Annotated in this window: 16 protein-coding genes; 10 read left to right on the top strand and 6 right to left on the bottom strand. The window is 67.1% G+C overall.

Features of this window, described 5'->3' with window-relative positions:
* Positions 1-6 precede the first annotated feature (6 nt).
* Together G7045_RS14455 and rsmA are read left to right on the top strand one after the other, a co-directional pair.
* Positions 7-1,440 (top strand): peptidylprolyl isomerase, encoded by a 1,434-nt coding sequence (locus G7045_RS14455; protein ID WP_166160274.1) that lies wholly within the window; start codon positions 7-9, stop codon positions 1,438-1,440.
* On the top strand, positions 1,437-2,231 hold the full coding sequence (rsmA, locus tag G7045_RS14450; protein WP_166160273.1) for a 16S rRNA (adenine(1518)-N(6)/adenine(1519)-N(6))-dimethyltransferase RsmA: 795 nt from the start codon (positions 1,437-1,439) through the stop codon (positions 2,229-2,231). The genes G7045_RS14455 and rsmA overlap by 4 nt, the downstream gene beginning before the upstream one ends.
* A 149-nt stretch (positions 2,232-2,380) precedes the next feature.
* Here the strand turns inward: rsmA and G7045_RS14445 are convergent, their stop codons facing one another.
* The 3 genes from G7045_RS14445 to G7045_RS14435 all read right to left on the bottom strand — a co-directional run bounded on the left by G7045_RS14445 (position 2,381) and on the right by G7045_RS14435 (position 5,754).
* Complete coding sequence (locus G7045_RS14445) at positions 2,381-2,806, bottom strand: barstar family protein (protein ID WP_166160482.1); 426 nt, start codon at positions 2,804-2,806, stop codon at positions 2,381-2,383.
* 92 nt (positions 2,807-2,898) lie between these two features.
* Entirely contained in the window at positions 2,899-3,306 is a 408-nt protein-coding gene (locus tag G7045_RS14440) for a ribonuclease domain-containing protein (protein WP_166160272.1), read from the bottom strand.
* A gap of 135 nt (positions 3,307-3,441) precedes the next feature.
* Positions 3,442-5,754: an NADP-dependent malic enzyme gene (locus G7045_RS14435; protein WP_166160271.1), complete on the bottom strand. Its 2,313-nt coding sequence runs from the start codon at positions 5,752-5,754 to the stop codon at positions 3,442-3,444.
* A 160-nt stretch (positions 5,755-5,914) separates the two neighbouring features.
* Here G7045_RS14435 and G7045_RS14430 point away from each other — a divergent pair, with 160 nt between their 5' ends.
* Positions 5,915-6,217 (top strand): flagellar basal body protein, encoded by a 303-nt coding sequence (locus G7045_RS14430; protein ID WP_166160270.1) that lies wholly within the window; start codon positions 5,915-5,917, stop codon positions 6,215-6,217.
* Here the strand turns inward: G7045_RS14430 and G7045_RS14425 are convergent.
* A complete protein-coding gene (locus G7045_RS14425; protein WP_166160269.1) occupies positions 6,182-6,418 on the bottom strand; it encodes a DUF2061 domain-containing protein in 237 nt (78 codons plus the stop codon). The genes G7045_RS14430 and G7045_RS14425 overlap by 36 nt on opposite strands.
* A 160-nt stretch (positions 6,419-6,578) precedes the next feature.
* On the opposite strand from G7045_RS14425, the gene G7045_RS14420 reads away from it, so the two are divergent.
* From G7045_RS14420 to G7045_RS14390, 7 genes are all read left to right on the top strand, one after another.
* On the top strand, positions 6,579-7,634 hold the full coding sequence (locus G7045_RS14420; protein WP_166160268.1) for an SPFH domain-containing protein: 1,056 nt from the start codon (positions 6,579-6,581) through the stop codon (positions 7,632-7,634).
* A gap of 66 nt (positions 7,635-7,700) precedes the next feature.
* Positions 7,701-9,191, top strand: coding sequence for a DUF4178 domain-containing protein (locus tag G7045_RS14415; RefSeq protein WP_166160267.1), 1,491 nt, complete (start codon positions 7,701-7,703; stop codon positions 9,189-9,191).
* A 25-nt stretch (positions 9,192-9,216) separates the two neighbouring features.
* Positions 9,217-9,435, top strand: coding sequence for a DUF350 domain-containing protein (locus G7045_RS14410; RefSeq protein ID WP_166160266.1), 219 nt, complete (start codon positions 9,217-9,219; stop codon positions 9,433-9,435).
* Positions 9,436-9,454: 19 nt separating this feature from the next.
* On the top strand, positions 9,455-10,978 hold the full coding sequence (locus tag G7045_RS14405) for a polyamine aminopropyltransferase (RefSeq protein WP_166160265.1): 1,524 nt from the start codon (positions 9,455-9,457) through the stop codon (positions 10,976-10,978).
* 113 nt (positions 10,979-11,091) lie between these two features.
* Positions 11,092-12,738 carry a PAS domain-containing methyl-accepting chemotaxis protein gene (locus tag G7045_RS14400; RefSeq protein WP_166160264.1) on the top strand — a complete coding sequence of 549 codons (1,647 nt, stop codon included), beginning with the start codon at positions 11,092-11,094 and terminating at the stop codon, positions 12,736-12,738.
* A gap of 41 nt (positions 12,739-12,779) precedes the next feature.
* The gene (locus G7045_RS14395) at positions 12,780-14,471 is read left to right on the top strand and encodes an FAD-dependent oxidoreductase (RefSeq protein WP_166160263.1); all 1,692 of its coding nucleotides are present in this window, start codon (positions 12,780-12,782) and stop codon (positions 14,469-14,471) included.
* Positions 14,472-14,480: 9 nt separating this feature from the next.
* A complete protein-coding gene (locus G7045_RS14390) occupies positions 14,481-14,933 on the top strand; it encodes a hypothetical protein (RefSeq protein WP_166160262.1) in 453 nt (150 codons plus the stop codon).
* 4 nt (positions 14,934-14,937) lie between these two features.
* Here the strand turns inward: G7045_RS14390 and G7045_RS14385 are convergent, their stop codons facing one another.
* Both G7045_RS14385 and G7045_RS14380 read right to left on the bottom strand, forming a co-directional pair.
* Positions 14,938-15,804 carry a hypothetical protein gene (locus G7045_RS14385; RefSeq protein WP_166160261.1) on the bottom strand — a complete coding sequence of 289 codons (867 nt, stop codon included), beginning with the start codon at positions 15,802-15,804 and terminating at the stop codon, positions 14,938-14,940.
* Between the two features lie 228 nt (positions 15,805-16,032).
* The gene (locus G7045_RS14380; protein ID WP_166160260.1) at positions 16,033-17,415 is read right to left on the bottom strand and encodes a ferric reductase-like transmembrane domain-containing protein; all 1,383 of its coding nucleotides are present in this window, start codon (positions 17,413-17,415) and stop codon (positions 16,033-16,035) included.
* Positions 17,416-17,417: the final 2 nt, after the last annotated feature.

The following is a 17,417-nucleotide window of genomic DNA, read 5'->3' as shown; positions in this document are numbered from 1 at the left end:
CACACCATGAACCAACGAGCCCTTGCCCTGGGCCTTGTCTGCCTGGGCCTTGCCGGCGGCCTGGCCAGCCCCCTCGCCCACGCGCAAAAAATGCGCCTGGGCAACACCAGCGGCGCCAGCGCCGGCCCGTCGCTCACGCGCAGCCAGCCAAACATCAGCCCGGCCGCCACCCAGGCCGCCGAAGCCGCAGCCGCCGTGCCCGGCATCCGCCAGGCCGACTACATCGTCGCCATCGTCAACTCCGAGCCCCTGACCAACAACGAGGTCAAGGCCCGCGTCGCCCGCGTGGCACAAACCTTGAGCAGCCAGGGCCAGCCCCTGCCGGCACAAGACCTGCTCGTGCGTGAGGTGCTCGAACGCCTGATCCTGGAAAAAATCCTGCAGCAACAGGCCGTGGAAACCGGCGTGCGCGTCGATGACTACGCCGTCGATCAGGCCGAGCAAAGCGTGGCGCGGCAAAACCAGCTCAGCGTGGCGCAGATGCACCAGCGTATGCGCGCCGAAGGCATGGACCCCAAGCGCTTTCGCGACGAGCTGCGCAACCAGATGCTGGTGCAGCGCCTGCGCGAGCGCGAACTCGAAGCGCGCGTGCGCGTGAGCGAGGTCGAAGTCGAGCAATACCTGCGCGAGCAGCAAGGCCAGGACGCCGCGCCCGCGCAGCTGGCCATCAACCTGGGCCACATCCTGGTGGCGCTGCCGGACAACCCCAGCGCCGCGCAGGTCGATGCCGCGCAGGCGCGGGCGCAAGAGGCGCTGGAAAAAGCCCGCCGGCCCGGTGCCGACTTTGCCGCCCTGGCGCGCGAGTTCTCTGACGCCCCCGAGGGTAAAAACGGCGGCAGCCTGGGCCTGCGCCCCACCGACCGCTACCCCGAGCTGTTCATCGACGCGCTGCGCAAAGTGCCGGTGGGCGGCATCGTCGGCCCGCTGCGCTCGGGCGCGGGCTTTCACGTGCTCAAGGTGATAGAGCGCAGCAGCGCCGGGATGCCGGCCATGGTGACGCAAAACCATGTGCGCCACATCCTGCTGCGCACCAGCGCCAATCTGAACGAAGCCGCCGCCGCCAAGCAGCTGGCCGACTACCGCCGCCGCCTCGAAGCCGGCCAGGCCACCTTCGAGGCCCTGGCGCGCGAGCATTCGCAAGACGGCAGCGCCGCCCAGGGCGGTGACCTGGGCTGGGCCACGCCCGGGCGCTACGTGCCCGAGTTCGAGCAGGCCGTGGCCGCACTGCAGCCGGGGCAGGTGAGCGCGCCCGTGGTCTCGCGCTTTGGTGTGCACCTGATCGAGCTGGTCGAGCGCCGCGAGGTACCGCTCACGGCCCGCGAGCAGCGCGAAATCGCCCGCGATGCGGTGCGCGAGAAAAAGCTCGACGACGCCTACAGCACCTGGACGCAGGAGCAGCGCGCGCGCGCCTACGTCGAATACCGCGAGCCGCCGCAATGAAGCACATCCCACGCAAGCGCTTCGGCCAGCATTTTCTGAGCGACGGCGGCATCATCGATGCCATCGTGCACGCCATCGCCCCGCAGGCGGGCGAGCCCATGGTCGAGATCGGCCCCGGCCTGGCCGCCCTGACCCAACCCCTGGTCGAGCGCCTGGGGCGCCTGACGGTGATCGAACTCGACCGCGACCTGGCGCTGCGTCTGCGCCTGCACGGCCAGCTCAACGTCGTCGAATCCGATGTGCTCAAAGTCGATTTTGCGCAGCTGGCACAAGCGCTAGGCGCTACAAAAATAAGAGTAGCTGGAAACCTGCCGTACAACATCTCCACGCCCATCCTGTTCCACCTGCTGCCGTACGTGGACTGGGTGCAGGACCAGCACTTCATGCTGCAAAAAGAGGTCATCGACCGCATGGTGGCGCAGCCCGCCACGAGCGACTATGGCCGCCTGTCGGTGATGCTGCAGTGGCGCTACGCCATGGAGAACGTGCTGTTCGTGCCGCCAGAGAGCTTTGACCCGCCGCCGCGCGTCGATAGCGCCGTGGTGCGCATGGTGCCGCACGCAGCGCCGGCGCCGCTGGACGTGCGTCGGCTCGAAGAGATGGTGCAGGTGGCCTTCAGCCAGCGGCGCAAGCTGCTGCGCCACAGCCTTGGACGCTGGCTTGAAACGCAGGGCTTTGGCGGCGCGTTTGACCTGCAGCGGCGCGCCGAAGAAGTGCCGGTGACCGAGTACGTGGCATTGGCGCAAGCCCTGGGGCCGGCGCCAAGCACGCCTGCCCCATCAGGCGGCTGAGAGCCAATAACTGGCGTTGAAGGGGCTGCTCAGGCCCAGCGCCACGGCAGAGATATCAGCAGAAATGTCGGACGGGGCGGCCACCGCAGCGGTGGCGGCACGCACAGCCGGGGCAGCCCGCTCCGCTTGGCCAGCGGATGCAGAACGGGCTACAGAAAAGAATAGAAGCAGCGAAACGCGATCTTGCGCTCGGCCCAGTAGTCGGCCGCGTCGCGGAAGATGTCGAGCAGCTGCTCGCGCGCTTCCTTGTCGAACTTGACGGTGGCCGGAATCTGGTCGAGCACGACGATGAACCCCGGCTGCGGGCCGGCGCGGTGCAGCGGGTCGGTCAGGCAGTCGTAGAGCGCATCAAAATTTTTGCCGAAATGTGCCGGGAACAAGAACTGGGTGGCAATGAGCTCCAGCACATCTTGTTTGGTGAGCGCGTGCGCCAGGTTGGCGTACAAAAAATGCTGGCCCAGGTGGTGGGCGGCGGCCATCAGTTCCTCGGTGCGGTAAGCACGAATGGACTGCACGATGTTGCTGCGCACCCCGCGCATGGGGTGCTCGCTGGCAGAACGAAGTGGCGAAGGCATCTCCGTGGTTCTTTCTTGGTCGATGCGGCCCATGGGCGGGGCCAGAAAACAATCGAGTGCAGGATGCAGGTCGTTGGTGCTCTTGTCCAGTGTCATGGCTGAATTTCCTTGAAGCTGGCGTAATGGTCGTTGCTGTAGTAGCAGGTGTCTGGCGTACGCGGCACACCGCCGCAGACGATGCGCCGCGCGCCCCGATGGCGTACACCAGGGGTTTTGACGGTGTACTCGCGCCAATAGCCCCGGGGTTGTTTTGGCAGCAGGCGTTCGCGGTTGAAAAACACCACCCCGTCTTTCTCGAACGGGAAAGGGCCACCGGCGCGGATCAGCGCGTAGGTTTCACGCCCCTGGGATGGCAAGTCGGCCAAGGCGACACTGGATACGGGCGCCTCGGCAGGCCCAGGGCCTCGCGCCGGGGCTGGCAACGGTGCCAGCAAGGACAGCGCAGCCAGGGCACAGGCAACAGCGGTGCGCAGCTTGTGGGTGGCTACAGCCTGGAGCATGAACGACACCTTTCGGTAGGGGTTTACCCCCGAAACTGAGCCCGCTAGTGTCGCTGAAATACCCCTAAAAAGCAAGGCCGTGCCTAAGTTTTAGGCACGGCCTACGACTTTCCCGCGCTGGCGCGGGCGTTGGTTTCAGCGCGCAGCGTTGGCGTCGGCCACGGTGAGCGCCGTCATGTTGACGATGCGCCGCACCGTGGTGCTGGCCGTGAGGATGTGCACCGGCTGCGCCGCGCCCAGCAGCACCGGGCCGATGGCGATGTTGCCGCCCGCCGCCGTCTTGAGCAGGTTGTAGGAGATGTTGGCGGCGTCGATGTTGGGCATGACCAGCAAGTTGGCGTCGCCCGCCAGGGTGCCGTGGGGCATGAGGGCGGCGCGCGCCTTGCCGTCGAGCGCGATGTCGCCGTGCATCTCGCCATCGACCTCCAGCCAGGGCGCCTGCACGCGCAAGAGCTCCAGCGTCTGGCGCATTTTCACGGCGCTGGGCTGGTTGCTGCTGCCGAAATTGGAGTGCGAGAGCAGCGCCGCCTTGGGCGTGAAGCCAAAGCGCAGCATTTCCTCGGCGGCCATGAGGGTGATCTCGGCCAGCTGCTCGGCGCTGGGGTCGTAGTTGACGTGGGTATCGACCACGAACACCTGGCGTTCGGGCAGCATCAGGCCGTTCATGCAGGCGTAGGTCTGCACGCCGGCACGCTTGCCAATGACCTGGTCGATGTACTGCAGGTGGTGCGCGGTGTGGCCCCAGGTGCCGACGATCAGGCCATCGACCTCGCCCTTGTGCAGCAGCAGGCTGCCGATGAGCGTCAGGCGGCGGCGGCATTCGATCTTGGCAATGGCCTGGGTGATGCCCTTGCGCTCGGTCATGCGGTGGTAGGTTTGCCAGAAATCGCGGTAGCGGTGGTCGTTCTCCACGTTCACCACGTCGTAGTCGCGCCCCTCTTGCAGGCGCAGGCCGAATTTTTCGCAGCGCTGGGAAATCACCTCCGGGCGGCCAATCAAGGTGGGCCGGGCAATTTTTTCATCGACCACGATCTGCGCCGCGCGCAGCACGCGCTCCTCCTCGCCCTCGGCGTAGGCGACGCGCTTTTTCGCCGCCTTTTTGGCCATCATGAAGATGGGCTTCATGGTCGTGCCCGAGGCGTAGACGAAGGTCTGCAGGTGGTCGCGGTAGGCGTCCATGTCGGCAATCGGGCGCTGCGCCACGCCGCTGTCCGCCGCCGCCTGCGCCACGGCCGGGGCGATTTTCATCATCAGGCGCGGATCGAAGGGCTTGGGGATCAGGTACTCAGGCCCGAAGGAGAGCTGCTCGCCCACATAGGCCTTGGCCACGACCTCGCTCTGCTCGGCCTGCGCCAGCGCGGCAATGGCGTGCACCGAGGCGATTTCCATCTCGGTGGTGATGGTGGTGGCGCCGCAGTCGAGCGCGCCCCGGAAGATGTACGGGAAGCACAGGACGTTGTTCACCTGGTTCGGGTAGTCCGTGCGCCCGGTGGCGATGATGGCATCGCCGCGCACCGCTTTCACGTCTTCGGGCTGGATCTCGGGGTTGGGGTTGGCCAGGGCGAAGATCAGCGGGCGCGGCGCCATCTGCGCCACCATGTCTTTTTTCAGCACGCCGCCGGCGGACAGGCCCAGGAACACGTCGGCGCCGGCAATCACCTGCGAGAGCGTGCGCAATTCAGTCGTTTGGGCAAAAAATGCCTTGTCCGCGTCCATCAACTCGGCGCGGCCTTCATACACCACGCCAGCGATGTCGGTCACCCAGATGTTCTCGCGCGGCATCCCGAGCTTGACCAGAAGCCCCAGGCAGGCCAGCGCCGCCGCACCCGCGCCCGAGGCCACGAGCTTGACGGTTTGAATATCTTTGCCCGCCACCTTCAGGCCGTTCAAAATGGCCGCGCCGACGACGATGGCCGTGCCGTGCTGGTCGTCGTGGAAGACCGGAATCTTCATGCGCTCGCGCAGCTTGCGTTCGATGTAGAAGCAGTCCGGCGCCTTGATGTCTTCGAGGTTGATGCCGCCAAAGGTCGGCTCCAGGCTGGCGATGATCTCAACCAGCTTGTCCGGGTCTTTCTCGTCGATCTCGATGTCGAAGACGTCGATGCCGGAGAACTTCTTGAACAGCACGCCCTTGCCCTCCATCACCGGCTTGCCCGCCAGGGGGCCGATGTCGCCCAGGCCGAGCACCGCCGTGCCGTTGGTGACGACGCCCACCAGGTTGCCGCGCGCGGTGTACTTGAAGGCCGCTGCCGGGTCTTTGACGATTTCCTCGCAGGGCGCGGCCACGCCGGGCGAGTAGGCCAGCGCCAGGTCGTGCTGGTTCACCATCTGCTTGGTGGCGGCAATGGCGACCTTTCCGGGCTTGGGAAACTCGTGGTATTCGAGCGCGGCCTGGCGCAGCAAGGCGCGCTTGTCGGGTTGGGCGGGGGGGGTAGGGGTGTTCGTCATGGTGCAAGTCTCCACGCGGCCAAAAGACTGTATCGGGCAGTATCGCGAGCCTGCCATTGTGGCGCAAAGCGGTGAAATTTGTTTTCACATCACAAAATCATCCTTCGCCAGATGGGGCTGGCCGGCTTGAAGCCGGACGACCCCAGCGCTACCATGGCGCATGTCCTCCGTCCTCGCCATCGCCGCCTCTGGAATGCACGCCGCCCAGCTGCGCCTGGAGAGCAGCGCGCACAACACCGCCAATCTGAACACGCCCGGCTTTCACCGCCAGCAGGTGCAGCAACAGGCCGCTGCTGCACCCGGGGGCGTGCAGGCACACATCGCGCAGGCCCCGCAGGCCGGGGTGGCGCTCGAAGGCGAGGCGGTCGAGCAGATCGCCGCCAGCTACGCCTTCAAGGCCAATGCGCTGGTGCTGCGCAGCACGCAGTCAATGCTCGGCAGTTTGCTGGACTTGCACGCCTGAACGCTCCCAGGCCTTCTCATGGAAAAAAAAGGCCACAGCCTGCACCGTAGGCTCCAGCAGGCTCAGTGTGAGAGAGGCCACCAGGTTGCCAGTGACGGCGTAGGCCACCAAAGCGGCAACGCAGACGTGGATGACGTAGTAGCTGCCGGTTTTCATCAGCGTGTGCACGTTCTGGCGGGCGGCGGTGCGCAGGGCAGTCATGGCAGTCTCCGGGGCGTGGTTGATGCAGCAAATGATAATCATTCTTGTTTGATTCGACCCATTCATTGTTTCTACCACCCCGATAGGTGCGACGCCAGACGCGCAAAACGGCGCCGCTATGATGGCACCTTCCTTTTCCTCCCCTCCTAGGAGCGCGACCATGGCCCTGATGGATTTCATCAAGAAGCAGTTCATCGACATCCTCGAATGGACGGAGGAGGGCGACGGCACCCTCGCCTGGCGCTACCCCATGCGGGACATGGAAATCCAGAACGGCGGCCAGCTGGTGGTGCGCGCCTCGCAGATGGCGGTGTTCGTCAACGAGGGCCAGGTGGCCGACGTCTTCGGCCCCGGCACCTACAAGCTGACCACGCAGACGCTGCCGGTGCTGACCTACCTGAAGAACTGGGACAAGCTGTTCCAGTCGCCCTTCAAGAGCGACGTGTATTTCTTCAGCACGCGCCAGCAGATCGACCAGAAGTGGGGCACGCCCCAGCCCATCACCATCCGCGACGCCGACTTCGGCGCCGTGCGCCTGCGCGCCTTTGGCAACTACGCCTACCGCGTGGCCGACCCCAAGCTGTTCCACACCGAGATCTCGGGCACGCGCGAGAGCTACCCCGCGTCCGACCTCGACGGCCAGCTGCGCGGCCTGGTGCTGCAAAACATCAGCAACGCCATTGCCGGCAGCGGCGTCGCCTTCCTCGACCTGGCGGCCAACCAGCAGATGTTTGCCGACGCGCTCAACAAAGAGCTGCAGCCCGCCTTTGCCAAGATCGGCCTGCAGCTCGAAGCCTTGACGCTGCAAAACCTGTCGCTGCCCGAGGAGCTGCAAAAAATCCTCGACCAAAAAATCGGCATGGGCATGGTCGGCGGCGACATGGGCAAATTCATGCAGTACCAGACGGCGCAGGCCATCCCGCAAATGGCTGCCGGCGTAGGCCAGGGCGGCGGCGGCATTGCCGGCGACGCCATGGGCCTGGGCGCGGGCCTGGCCATGGGCCAGGTGCTGGCGCAAAACCTGCAAGCCGGGCTGCAGGGCGTGGCCCCGGGCGCCGCGCCCGCGCAGGCAGCTGCGCCCGCAGCGCCGGTGGGCGTCAAGCCCGAAGAGGTGATGGCCACGCTGGAGAAGCTCGCCGAGCTCAAGGCCAAGGGCATCCTCACCGCCGAGGAGTTCGACGCCAAGAAAGCCGAGCTGCTCAAGAAGCTGGTGTAAGCTATTATTTTGATAGCTGCTAGCGCTTACTGAATAAGCGCCAGAGGCCAAAAACACCCTTAAAAAATGTCCCCCAGCGCCCCCCAGCGCCACTACCGCGCACCCTGCCCAGGCTGTGGCGCGCCGGTGGAGTTTTGCAGCGCGCAATCCACGCACGCCGTTTGCAGCTATTGCCAGAGCACCGTGGTGCGCCAGGGCGAGGTGCTCGCGCGCATCGGCAAGATGGCCGAGCTGTTTGACGACCACAGCCCGCTGCAGCTCATGGCCAGCGGGCGCATGGCGCTCGACGGCAAGGCGCTGGCCTTCACGCTGATCGGGCGCCTGCAGTTCCAAAGCGCTGCCGGGCGCTGGACGGAGTGGGTCGCCTACCTTGAAGACGGCAGCCGCGCCACGCTGGGCGAGGACAACGGCAGCTACGTCTTCACCCGCCCCTCCGACCCCGGGCGCGCCCTGCCCGAGGCGGCGCGCTTTCGCGTCGGCAGCAGCACCGCCATCAACGGCCAGCCGTACAGCGTCAGCTTCAGCGGCCCGGTGCAGCTGCTGGCGGCGCAGGGCGAGCTGCCCAAGCTGCCGCCCCTGGGCCAGCCTTTTGACCTGGTGGAGCTGCGCAGCAGCAGCGGCGAGGTGCTCAGCATCGACTACGGCCAGCAGCCGCCACAGGTCGAGCGCGGACGCGCCGTGCGCCTTGAAGACCTGCAGCTGCAGGGCCTGAAAAGCGAATCGGCCAAAGACGAAGCCGGGCGCCAGTTCAACTGCCCGCACTGCGGCGCCCCGGTCACGCTGGAGCTGGCGAGCACCAAAAGCTGCACCTGCCCGTCGTGCAACAGCCTGATCGACCTCAGCCAGGGCATAGGCGGCGAGCTGCGCGCCGCCGTGCAGGACGAGCCGGTGCAGCCACTCATTGCGCTGGGCAGCAAGGGCCAGCTGCAGGGCGTGCACTGGCAGGTGGTGGGCTTTCAGCACCGCATGGGCGTGGCCGCTGGCGACGACGAGCATTTCGGCTGGTCCGAATACCTGCTCTACAACCAAAAGCGCGGCTTTGCCTTCTTGGTGGACGCCGAAGACGGCTGGAGCCTGGTGCGCCCCACCACGGGCGCGCCGCAGCTCGCCAGCAACGGCCAAAGCGCCACCTACCTGGGGCAAAAATACCAACTCCAATACAGCTACCAGGCCGAAACCACCTACGTGCTCGGCGAGTTCTACTGGCCCGTGGCGCGCGGGCAGCAAACCGCCAACCGCGACTTTGCCAACGCCAAGGGCCTGCTCTCACTCGAACAAAGCCCGCAGGAGCTGACCTGGTCCTGCGGCGACAAACTCAGCGCCGAGACCGTGGCGCGCGCCTTTGGCCTGGAGCAGAAAAAAGAACTGCTCGCCCGGGGTGACGTCGGCCCCTTCATCGCCAGCAAAGGCACGGGCTGCGCCAGCGTCATCCTGATCGCCGTTGTCCTGCTCATCTTGCTCATCCTCCTGAGCGACTGCTCGGGCGGGGGCAGCAACTACACGCGCAGCTCCGGCGGCTCGTTCGGCGGTTACTCCAGCGGCGGCAGCCACAAATAATTGCAGCACTCGAAAGGGCAGCACCATGAAACTCGAATGGCTCGAACCCAGCGCCTTCCTCGGCTCCATCGCCTACGCCCTCATCGGCGTAGTGATGTTCTGGCTGTGCTTCATCATCGTGGACAAAATCACGCCCTACGACCTGTGGCGCGAAATTGTCGAAAAACAAAACCAGGCCCTGGCCCTGGTCGTCGCCGCCATGTGCCTGGGCATCAGCATCATCGTTGCCGCAGCCATCCATTGAAGAGGGCGCTACGGCACCCATGAGCGCCCCGCCCCGCCCCCCCGCCAACGCCCTGGCGCTGCTCGCGAGCGTCTTCGTCATCGCCGCCTGCGGCCTGCTGTACGAGCTGGCGGCGGGGGCGCTGGCCTCGTACCTGCTGGGCGACTCGATCCTGCAGTTCTCCACCGTCATCGGCACCTACCTGTTCGCCATGGGCATAGGCTCGTGGCTCTCGCGCTACCTGGAGCGCCAGCTGGCGGCCCATTTTTTACGCATAGAACTGCTTGTAGCCCTTATTGGGGGCGCGCTACCAGCTACGCTTTTTATAGCAAACGCCTACGCCCCGGGCGTCTTCAGGCCGCTGCTCTACGGCCTGGTGCTGCTGGTGGGCACGCTCGTCGGGCTGGAGATTCCGCTGGTCATGCGCATCTTGAAGCGCAACGTCCAGCTCAAAGACCTGGTCAGCCAGGTGCTGACCTTCGACTACCTGGGCGCGCTCGCCGTCTCGCTGGCGTTTCCGCTGCTGCTGGTGCCGCAGCTCGGGCTCATTCGCACCGGGCTGCTGTTTGGCCTCTTGAACGCGCTCGTCGCCGTCTGGGCGCTGTGGCTGTTTCGCCATGAGCTGCGCCGCTGGCGTGCGCACGCGCTGGCCAGCGCCCTGGTGCTGCTGCTGCTGGGCGCGGGCATGGGCGCGGCCGACCACATCACGCAGCTGGCGGAGGAGCGCTTCTACCAAACCCCCATCGTCAGCGCCCGCAGCACGCCCTACCAGCGCATCGTCGTCACCCAGAGCCGCCAGGGGCTGCGGCTGTACCTCAACGGCAATTTGCAGTTTGCCGAAAGCGACGAATACCGCTACCACGAGGCCCTGGTGCACCCCGCCATGGCAGCGCACGGAGCGCCGAAAAAAGTCGCCGTGCTCGGCGGCGGCGACGGCATGGCGGTGCGCGAAATCCTCAAATACCCATCGGTGGAATCGGTGACGCTGGTCGAGCTCGACCCGGCCATGACCGCGCTCTTTGCCAATGATCCGGCGCTGCGGCGCCTGAACGCCGACGCCCTGCGCAGCCCCAAGCTGCACATCCACAACGCCGACGCCTTCCAGTGGCTGCAGGAGACGCGCGAGGTGTTCGACGTCATCGTGGTCGATTTTCCCGACCCGACCAACTTCGCCATCGGCAAGCTCTACTCCACCAGCTTCTACGCCCTGCTCGACGAGCACCTGGCCGCCAGCGGCTACGCCGTCATCCAGAGCACTTCGCCGCTGATCGCGCGCAGCAGCTTCTGGACCGTGGTCAGCACCCTGGAAGCCGTGGGCCTGCGCACCACGCCCTACCACACCCACGTACCGAGCTTTGGCGAATGGGGCTTCGTGCTCGCCAGCCACCGCCCCTGGCAACCGCCGGCACAGCTGCCGCCGGGGCTGCGCTTTCTCGACCCGGACACGCTGGCGCAGCTGCTGCACTTTCCGCCCGACATGGCGCGCGTGCCCACCGAGGTCAACCGCCTGTCCAACCAGACTCTGGTTTACACCTACGAGCGCGAATGGGGGCGGTTGCACTGAAACCGCAAACCCGCAGGGAATGCACGTCCATCGCAAAACGCATAATCTCCGGCGCTTTCTTGCATAGCGCCGCCCTCCCCATGGAGGATGGCCGAGGATCCCAGGCCCTGACCATGCGCCGCAATCTCCCTGTTTCCCAGCGTCACTACGACTTTCCCGCCCACCAGACGCTGATCTCGATCACCGACACCAAGGGCCGCATCACCTACTGCAACACCGATTTCATCGACGTCTCGGGCTACACCCAGGACGAACTTCTGGGCCAGCCGCACAACCTGCTGCGCCACCCTGACATGCCCGAGGAAGCGTTCCGCGACTTCTGGGACACGGTGCAAAACGGCAAGCTCTGGAGCGGCATCATCAAAAACCGGCGCCAAAACGGCGACCACTACTGGGTGCGCGCCAACGCCACACCGATGCGCAACGGCGAGCGCATCGTCGGCTACCTCTCGGTGCGCACCCGCCCCAGCGAAGCCGAGGTGCGCCAGGCCGAACAGCTCTACCAGCGTATGCGCAACGAGGCCGAGGCCGGGCGGCGGGTGCACGTCCTGCAGCGCGGCACCGTCCTGCGCCGTGACCTCATGGGGCGCGTGCAGCAGGCCCTGCGCTTGCCACTGTGGCTGCGCAACGGGCTGTCCATTGCCGCTGCCAGCGCCCTGCCGCTGGCGCTGGCAGTCACTGGGCAGCCAGCCTGGCAGGTGGCACCACTGGCACTCGCCGCCGCCCTGGCCAGCGGTGCCTGGCTGGCCCGGCGGCGCCAGCAACTCGTACACACCGTGGCCCAAGAGGCGCGCCAGCTGGCCAGCGGCGACCTGTCGCAATTCATCGACGTGCCCGCTCGCGGCATGGAGCGCACCTTGCTGCTGCCGATCGCGCAGCTCGGCCTGTCGATCCGCACCGTGATGGGCGACGTGCGCGACGACCTGCAGTACCTGCAGGCCACGGCGCACCGCATCGCCGACAGCAGCCAGGACATGGCGGCACGGACCGAGACCCAGGCCAGCAGCCTGGAGCAGACCGCCGCCGCCATGGACCAGATCAACGGCACGGTGCAACAAACCTCGGAGCTCGCCGCCAACGGCGTGCAGCTGGCGCGCAGCACGCAAGACACCGCCGCGCGCAGCCAGGAGGCGGTGCGCAGCATGGCCGGCACCATGCAGGAGATAGCCGAGTCGTCGCGGCGCATCGGCGACATCACGCAAAACATCGAGGGCGTGGCCTTCCAGACCAACATCCTGGCGCTGAACGCCGCCGTGGAGGCGGCACGCGCGGGCGAGCAGGGGCGCGGCTTTGCCGTCGTCGCCACCGAGGTGCGCGCCCTGGCGCAGCGCACCACCACCCTGGCCAAGGAAATCCGCGACCTGATCGCCGAGTCGCAGCAGCGCGTGGCCGTCGGCGGCGCGCGTGCCGGCGAAGCACGCGAGCGCATGGACGAGGCCATGGCCTCGGTGCAGCAGGTCGGCAGCGTGCTCGAACAGATCGACCATGCCGCGCGCGAGCAGGCGCTGGGCGTGCGCCAGGTGAGCGAGGCCGTGCAGCACATGGACAGCATCACGCAGCAAAACGCCGCCCTGGTGCTGGAGCTGGCGCAATCGGCCCAGTCCATGGATGCCCAGGCCGCAGCTGCGCGCGACAACATCCGGGTGTTCCGCCTCTCCAGCCAGGACAAAACCCACGCCGAAACCGACGCCGTGCAACTGCGGCGTGAACAGCTCCAAACCACCAGCGCCGCGCGGCCCGCGCTGGACTACACGGAATAAACGCCCACCCCAGGCGCGGCACTGGTACAAACGCCCCTGCCATGCACCGCCGCCACTTCCTGCACACCAGCGCCGCCGCCGCCAGCACCCTGGCCCTGGGCGGCTGCCCGGCGCCCGCGCCGCCCCTGCCCGGCGGCTTTGCCGGCATCGACATCGCACGCGGCCACCAAGCGCGCGACCTGCTGGCGGGGGGGCTGCTGCCGGCGCCCGCCAGCACGCACCGCTGCGCCGTGCTGATTGCCGGCGCCGGCGTCGCCGGCCTGGCAGCGGCGCGCGCGCTGCGCCTGGCCGGGGTGGAGGACTTTGCCCTGCTCGAACTCGAAGACCAGGCCGGCGGCAACAGCCGGGGCACACAGCTCGCCGGCCTGCCCTGCCCGCGCGGCGCGCATTACCTGCCGCTGCCCGGTGCGGCGGCGCTGGAGGTGCAAGACCTGCTCGAAGAACTCGGCCTGCGCCAGCGCGTGGCCGGGCGCTGGCAGTACGACGAGCGCCACCTGTGCCACAGCCCGCAAGAGCGCCTGTACTGGCAGGGCGCCTGGCACGAGGGCCTGCTGCCCGTTGACGGCGTGGGCGCACGCACCCGGGCCCAGTACCGCCAGTTCGCGCGCCTGGTGCAGACCCTGGCGCAGGCCGCGCCGTTCACCCTGCCGACGCTGCACGGATGGCAGGCAAACAAGCCGCTAGCGCCCGCCCATCAAGCGCTGGATGCTCTCATTTTTGATGATTGGCTACAGCAGCAGGGGCTGGACGACGCCCACCTGCGCTGGTACCTGGACTACTGCTGCCGCGACGACTTTGGCGCCGGCAGCGCGCGCGTCTCGGCCTGGGCCGGCATCCACTACTTTGCCAGCCGCCACGGCTTTCACGCCCCGGACGAAGCGGCCGCCGACGCCGTGCGCGAGGCCGTGCTCACCTGGCCCGAGGGCAACGGCTGGCTGGCGCAGCGCCTGGCCGCGCCGCTGGGCGCGCGCCTGTGCACCGGCGTGAGCGTGCTGCGCATTGCCGAAGAACGCCACGGCGTGGTCGTGGACGGCTACGTGCACGCGCGCCAGCAGGTCGAGCGCTGGCAGGCGCCGCGCGCCATCGTCGCCCTGCCGCTGTTCGTGGCGGCGCGGCTGCTGCAGCCGCTGCCCCCGTTTGTGCGCCAGGCGGCGCAGCAGCTGGACTGGGCGCCCTGGCTGGTGGCCAACATCTACCTCGACCGTCCGCTGCAAGACCGCCCCGGCGCCGCCCCGGCCTGGGACAACGTGCTCTACCAGGACGCCAACCCCGGCGGCCTGGGCTATGTGGACGCCGGCCACCAGCGCCTGAACGTGGGCGCGCAGCTGGCCGGCCCCACGGTGCTGACCTACTACCAGGCGCTGGGCGATGTGCCCGGGGGGCGCCAGGCGCTGGCGCAGCAGCCCTGGACGCATTGGCAAAAAACCATCCTCGCCAGCCTGGCCGGGCCGCACCCCGACATCCACACCCGCGCCACGCGCATGGCGCTCACACGCTACGGCCACGCCATGGCCATCCCGCTGCCGGGGGCGCAGGTGGTTTTAAGCCAAATCGGGCTGCAGGGCTTATCCAGCAAGCGCTACGCGCTATTAAATGGAGAGCGCGTGCGGCCCGCTGCCACGCCGCGCACGGCCCGTCTGGCGTTTGCGCACGCCGACTGGTCGGGCTACTCGGTGTTCGAGGAAGCCTTCACACGCGGCCACAGCGCCGGCGCCTGGGCGGCGGCGGTATAAGCTGCACCCATGTCTTCTTGCACCCCCTACTTTGAACAGCAACACGCACGCCTGGACGCGCTGCTGCACACCCACCTGCTCGACCTGGTGGGCGGCGACTTTGCCGCCGCGCAGCAGCACTTTGCCGCCTGGCAAGCCGGCATTGCCGCCCATATCGAGATCGAGAACACCCGCCTGCTGCCCCACGTGCCGGCGCAGGCGCGCTGGGCGGCGCGCGTCTATTTGCTCGAACACGAGCGCATCACGCTGCTGGCCGAGGAATACCAGGCACGCCTGCAGGCCGCCGTACAGTCCCCGCCCCACGATGAGCCAGCGCGCCGCGAGATGGTGCTGACGCTGCTCGACGCCGCCCACGCCCTGCGCCACGTGCTCGAACACCACCACGCGCGCGAGGAACAGGCGCTGGCGCAGGAGCTGCCGCAGGCGCTGCAGGCACAGGTGTGGGGGGCGGCGGCGGATTAACGGATCAAAGCTCGCGCCAGAGCTTGGTCGTGTTGAGTTCGTACACGCCGTCACCATCGGCGTCGAGTTCGATCTTCACACGGGTCGAATCCAGTGCTGTAGCACGCACAGTGGCTTTGTTGGCGCCAGTAAACAGCGCCTGACCAGAAGAGGGATAAGCGCCGGAGCTTCTGACAAACGGCGTCAGCGTCTGCACCTTCACCGATTGCGTGCCAAACCCGGTGCTGGTGACGGTGCCATTAACCGCCGTGGTATCCGTGCTGCTGGTTTCCTTCAAAGAAGCTTCGTAGTTTTGCAGCGTTTGCGTAAAGCTCTGCGTGCCACGGCGGTAAGCGGCAGAAAACTGCGAAGTCTTCAGGGACAGGTTCTGGATGTTGTAGTTGCGCGCATCCACGCTCAACGTCACATCACCGTTGCCAACGATCTGCTCCTGGCCCGAGGAGGCGGTGAGCTGCTGGTAGCTCACAGTGGCGTCCAAGGCATACGGGTAACTATCCAGGTTCCCTTGCAAGCGCTGGACAGTAATGACCAAACTGCCACTCAGGAGTACGCCGTTTTCACGGCACTGGTTGGCAGTAAAAGTCAGAGCATCGCCACTATCGAGCAGCTGGTTGCCGTTGCGGTCATTGGCAGTAATCGTCATGGAGCCACCGCCATCACAAGGCATAGACTCGGATTGCACCGACTTAACAGCCATCGACGATGCCTTGCCAAACCGGGTCTGCGCCGAGGGCAGGAAGTCTTGCCCAATTTGCGCCAAGCGTTCGGTTTGATTGTTTGCGCCACCCATAGGCAGGGAAGAATTTTTCAGCAAAAAGGCTTGCGACGTCAGGCCCTCTTGCGCCACTTCCACATAGTTGTCCTTGGTCAAAACCACGGCTGGCGCGATCGAGTTAGAGGAATTACCCCCGCATTGTTGCTGTTGCCGCTATCACCACCGCCACCACAGGCAGCCAAAACTGCAGCCGAGGCCACCAGAGTCAGAACCAAACGCATGAAAATTCCTTGGTTGTAAAAAAATGCGTTTGCGATTGTATGTGCGCGTTTCTACGTATTTTTTGCGATAACGCAAAACCGTCCCATACCCCGATTGGCCCCCTCACCGCATCGCAAACAACTCCCGGTGCAGGCGCCAGGGCGCGCGGCGGGTGTGGGCGGCGAGCGCATCGCCCAGGCCCTGCGGGCCGCAGAACCACAGGTCGATGGCCTGCCCTTGCTGCTCCAGGTCCTGGGGCCGCAGGCGCTGGCCCTGGGCGTCGTCGTGCACCGTCAGCGCCACCGGCGGCTCGGCCTGGGCGCACAGGGTGCGCAGGCGATCCAACAGTGGATCGCGGGCGGCGTTGCGCGTGCAGTAGTGCATGTGCACGGGTTGCGCGGGCTCGATGGGGGCAGGGGCGCCGGGTTGGCGCGCTTCGAGCAGGGCAATGAAGGGCGTCACGCCAACGCCGGCAGCCACCCACACCTGCTGGCGCTGGGCCTGGCCCTGGCCGTCGAAGTGGCCGTAGGGGCCTTCGATGTCCAGCGCCTGGCCAGCGCGCAGGCGCTGGTGCAGCACCTGGGTGTAGTCGCCCAGCGGCTTGATGACCAGGCGCAGCAGCGGCGCGTCGTCGGCGTCGCAGCCCAGGGCGCCCGGGGCGCTGGCGATGGTGAAGGGGTGCGCGCCCTCGGCCCGCTCAAAGCGCACGAAGGCAAACTGTCCGGCGCGGTGCCCCGGCCAGGAGGGCGGCAGGGCGCAGACCACTTCCAGCGGCGCATCCGCATCCGCATCCGCACCCAGGCGCTGCACGCTGTGGATGCGCGCCGCATGGCGCCGGCGCAGGCCGATCACGCCCACGAGGGAGGCCAGCGCCGCCAGGCTGCCCAGGGCCAGCAGGCCGCCCATGAGCCAGCCCAGGGGCGGGGCCCAGAAGTGCAGCGGCAGCAGCGCCAGGGTGTGGAACACGAACACCAGGTACAGCACGGCCATGGCGCGGTGCGACACGCGCCAGGGGCGGTAGGCCAGCAGGCGGTGGATGAGGGTCACGGCCAGCAGCACCAGCAGCAGGTAAAAGCCCCATTCGCCCAGGTCCTTGGCCAGGCCGCGCGCGTCGCTCAGCCAGGGCAATACGGCCTCATGCGGCGGCTTGCCGGCGCGGCCCCACAGGGTTTTGATGAGGCCGCCACCTTCCTTGAGCCCCCAGTGCAGCACGGCCGTGAGGCCGGCGCCGATGCCGGCCCATTTGTGCAGGCGGTAGACCTGGTCCATGCCGCCGAGCGGGCGCTCGATGAGGGGCAGGCGCAGCGCCAGCAGCATGATGAGGCTCATCAACCCGACGCTGTACAGGCCGCTGAGCACGATGGCCTGCTCGCGCAGGCGCCACAGGCCGCTGGCCGCGCCTTGGGCGTCGATCAGCGGCAGCAGCGCCATGTCCGGGGGCAGGGTGGCCCACCAGGCGGCGCTCAGGGCGAGCAGCCACAGGGCCAGGGCAAGTTTGATCCGCATGG

The organism is Acidovorax sp. HDW3, from assembly GCF_011303755.1.
Taxonomy (GTDB): domain Bacteria; phylum Pseudomonadota; class Gammaproteobacteria; order Burkholderiales; family Burkholderiaceae_C; genus Paenacidovorax.
Note: the sequence above shows the minus strand (reverse complement) of the source record. Positions and strands in the feature narration are given on the sequence as shown.

Bases quoted from the DNA above. Each gene is read 5' to 3' on its own strand.
- G7045_RS14455 (WP_166160274.1), top strand. From the start codon at position 7: ATGAACCAACGAGCCCTTGCCCTGGGCCTTGTCTGCCTGGGCCTTGCC.
- rsmA (WP_166160273.1), top strand. From the start codon at position 1,437: ATGAAGCACATCCCACGCAAGCGCTTCGGCCAGCATTTTCTGAGCGAC.
- G7045_RS14445 (WP_166160482.1), bottom strand. From the start codon at position 2,806: ATGCCTTCGCCACTTCGTTCTGCCAGCGAGCACCCCATGCGCGGGGTG.
- G7045_RS14440 (WP_166160272.1), bottom strand. From the start codon at position 3,306: ATGCTCCAGGCTGTAGCCACCCACAAGCTGCGCACCGCTGTTGCCTGT.
- G7045_RS14435 (WP_166160271.1), bottom strand. From the start codon at position 5,754: ATGACGAACACCCCTACCCCCCCCGCCCAACCCGACAAGCGCGCCTTG.
- G7045_RS14430 (WP_166160270.1), top strand. From the start codon at position 5,915: ATGTCCTCCGTCCTCGCCATCGCCGCCTCTGGAATGCACGCCGCCCAG.
- G7045_RS14425 (WP_166160269.1), bottom strand. From the start codon at position 6,418: ATGACTGCCCTGCGCACCGCCGCCCGCCAGAACGTGCACACGCTGATG.
- G7045_RS14420 (WP_166160268.1), top strand. From the start codon at position 6,579: ATGGCCCTGATGGATTTCATCAAGAAGCAGTTCATCGACATCCTCGAA.
- G7045_RS14415 (WP_166160267.1), top strand. From the start codon at position 7,701: ATGTCCCCCAGCGCCCCCCAGCGCCACTACCGCGCACCCTGCCCAGGC.
- G7045_RS14410 (WP_166160266.1), top strand. From the start codon at position 9,217: ATGAAACTCGAATGGCTCGAACCCAGCGCCTTCCTCGGCTCCATCGCC.
- G7045_RS14405 (WP_166160265.1), top strand. From the start codon at position 9,455: ATGAGCGCCCCGCCCCGCCCCCCCGCCAACGCCCTGGCGCTGCTCGCG.
- G7045_RS14400 (WP_166160264.1), top strand. From the start codon at position 11,092: ATGCGCCGCAATCTCCCTGTTTCCCAGCGTCACTACGACTTTCCCGCC.
- G7045_RS14395 (WP_166160263.1), top strand. From the start codon at position 12,780: ATGCACCGCCGCCACTTCCTGCACACCAGCGCCGCCGCCGCCAGCACC.
- G7045_RS14390 (WP_166160262.1), top strand. From the start codon at position 14,481: ATGTCTTCTTGCACCCCCTACTTTGAACAGCAACACGCACGCCTGGAC.
- G7045_RS14380 (WP_166160260.1), bottom strand. From the start codon at position 17,415: ATGCGGATCAAACTTGCCCTGGCCCTGTGGCTGCTCGCCCTGAGCGCC.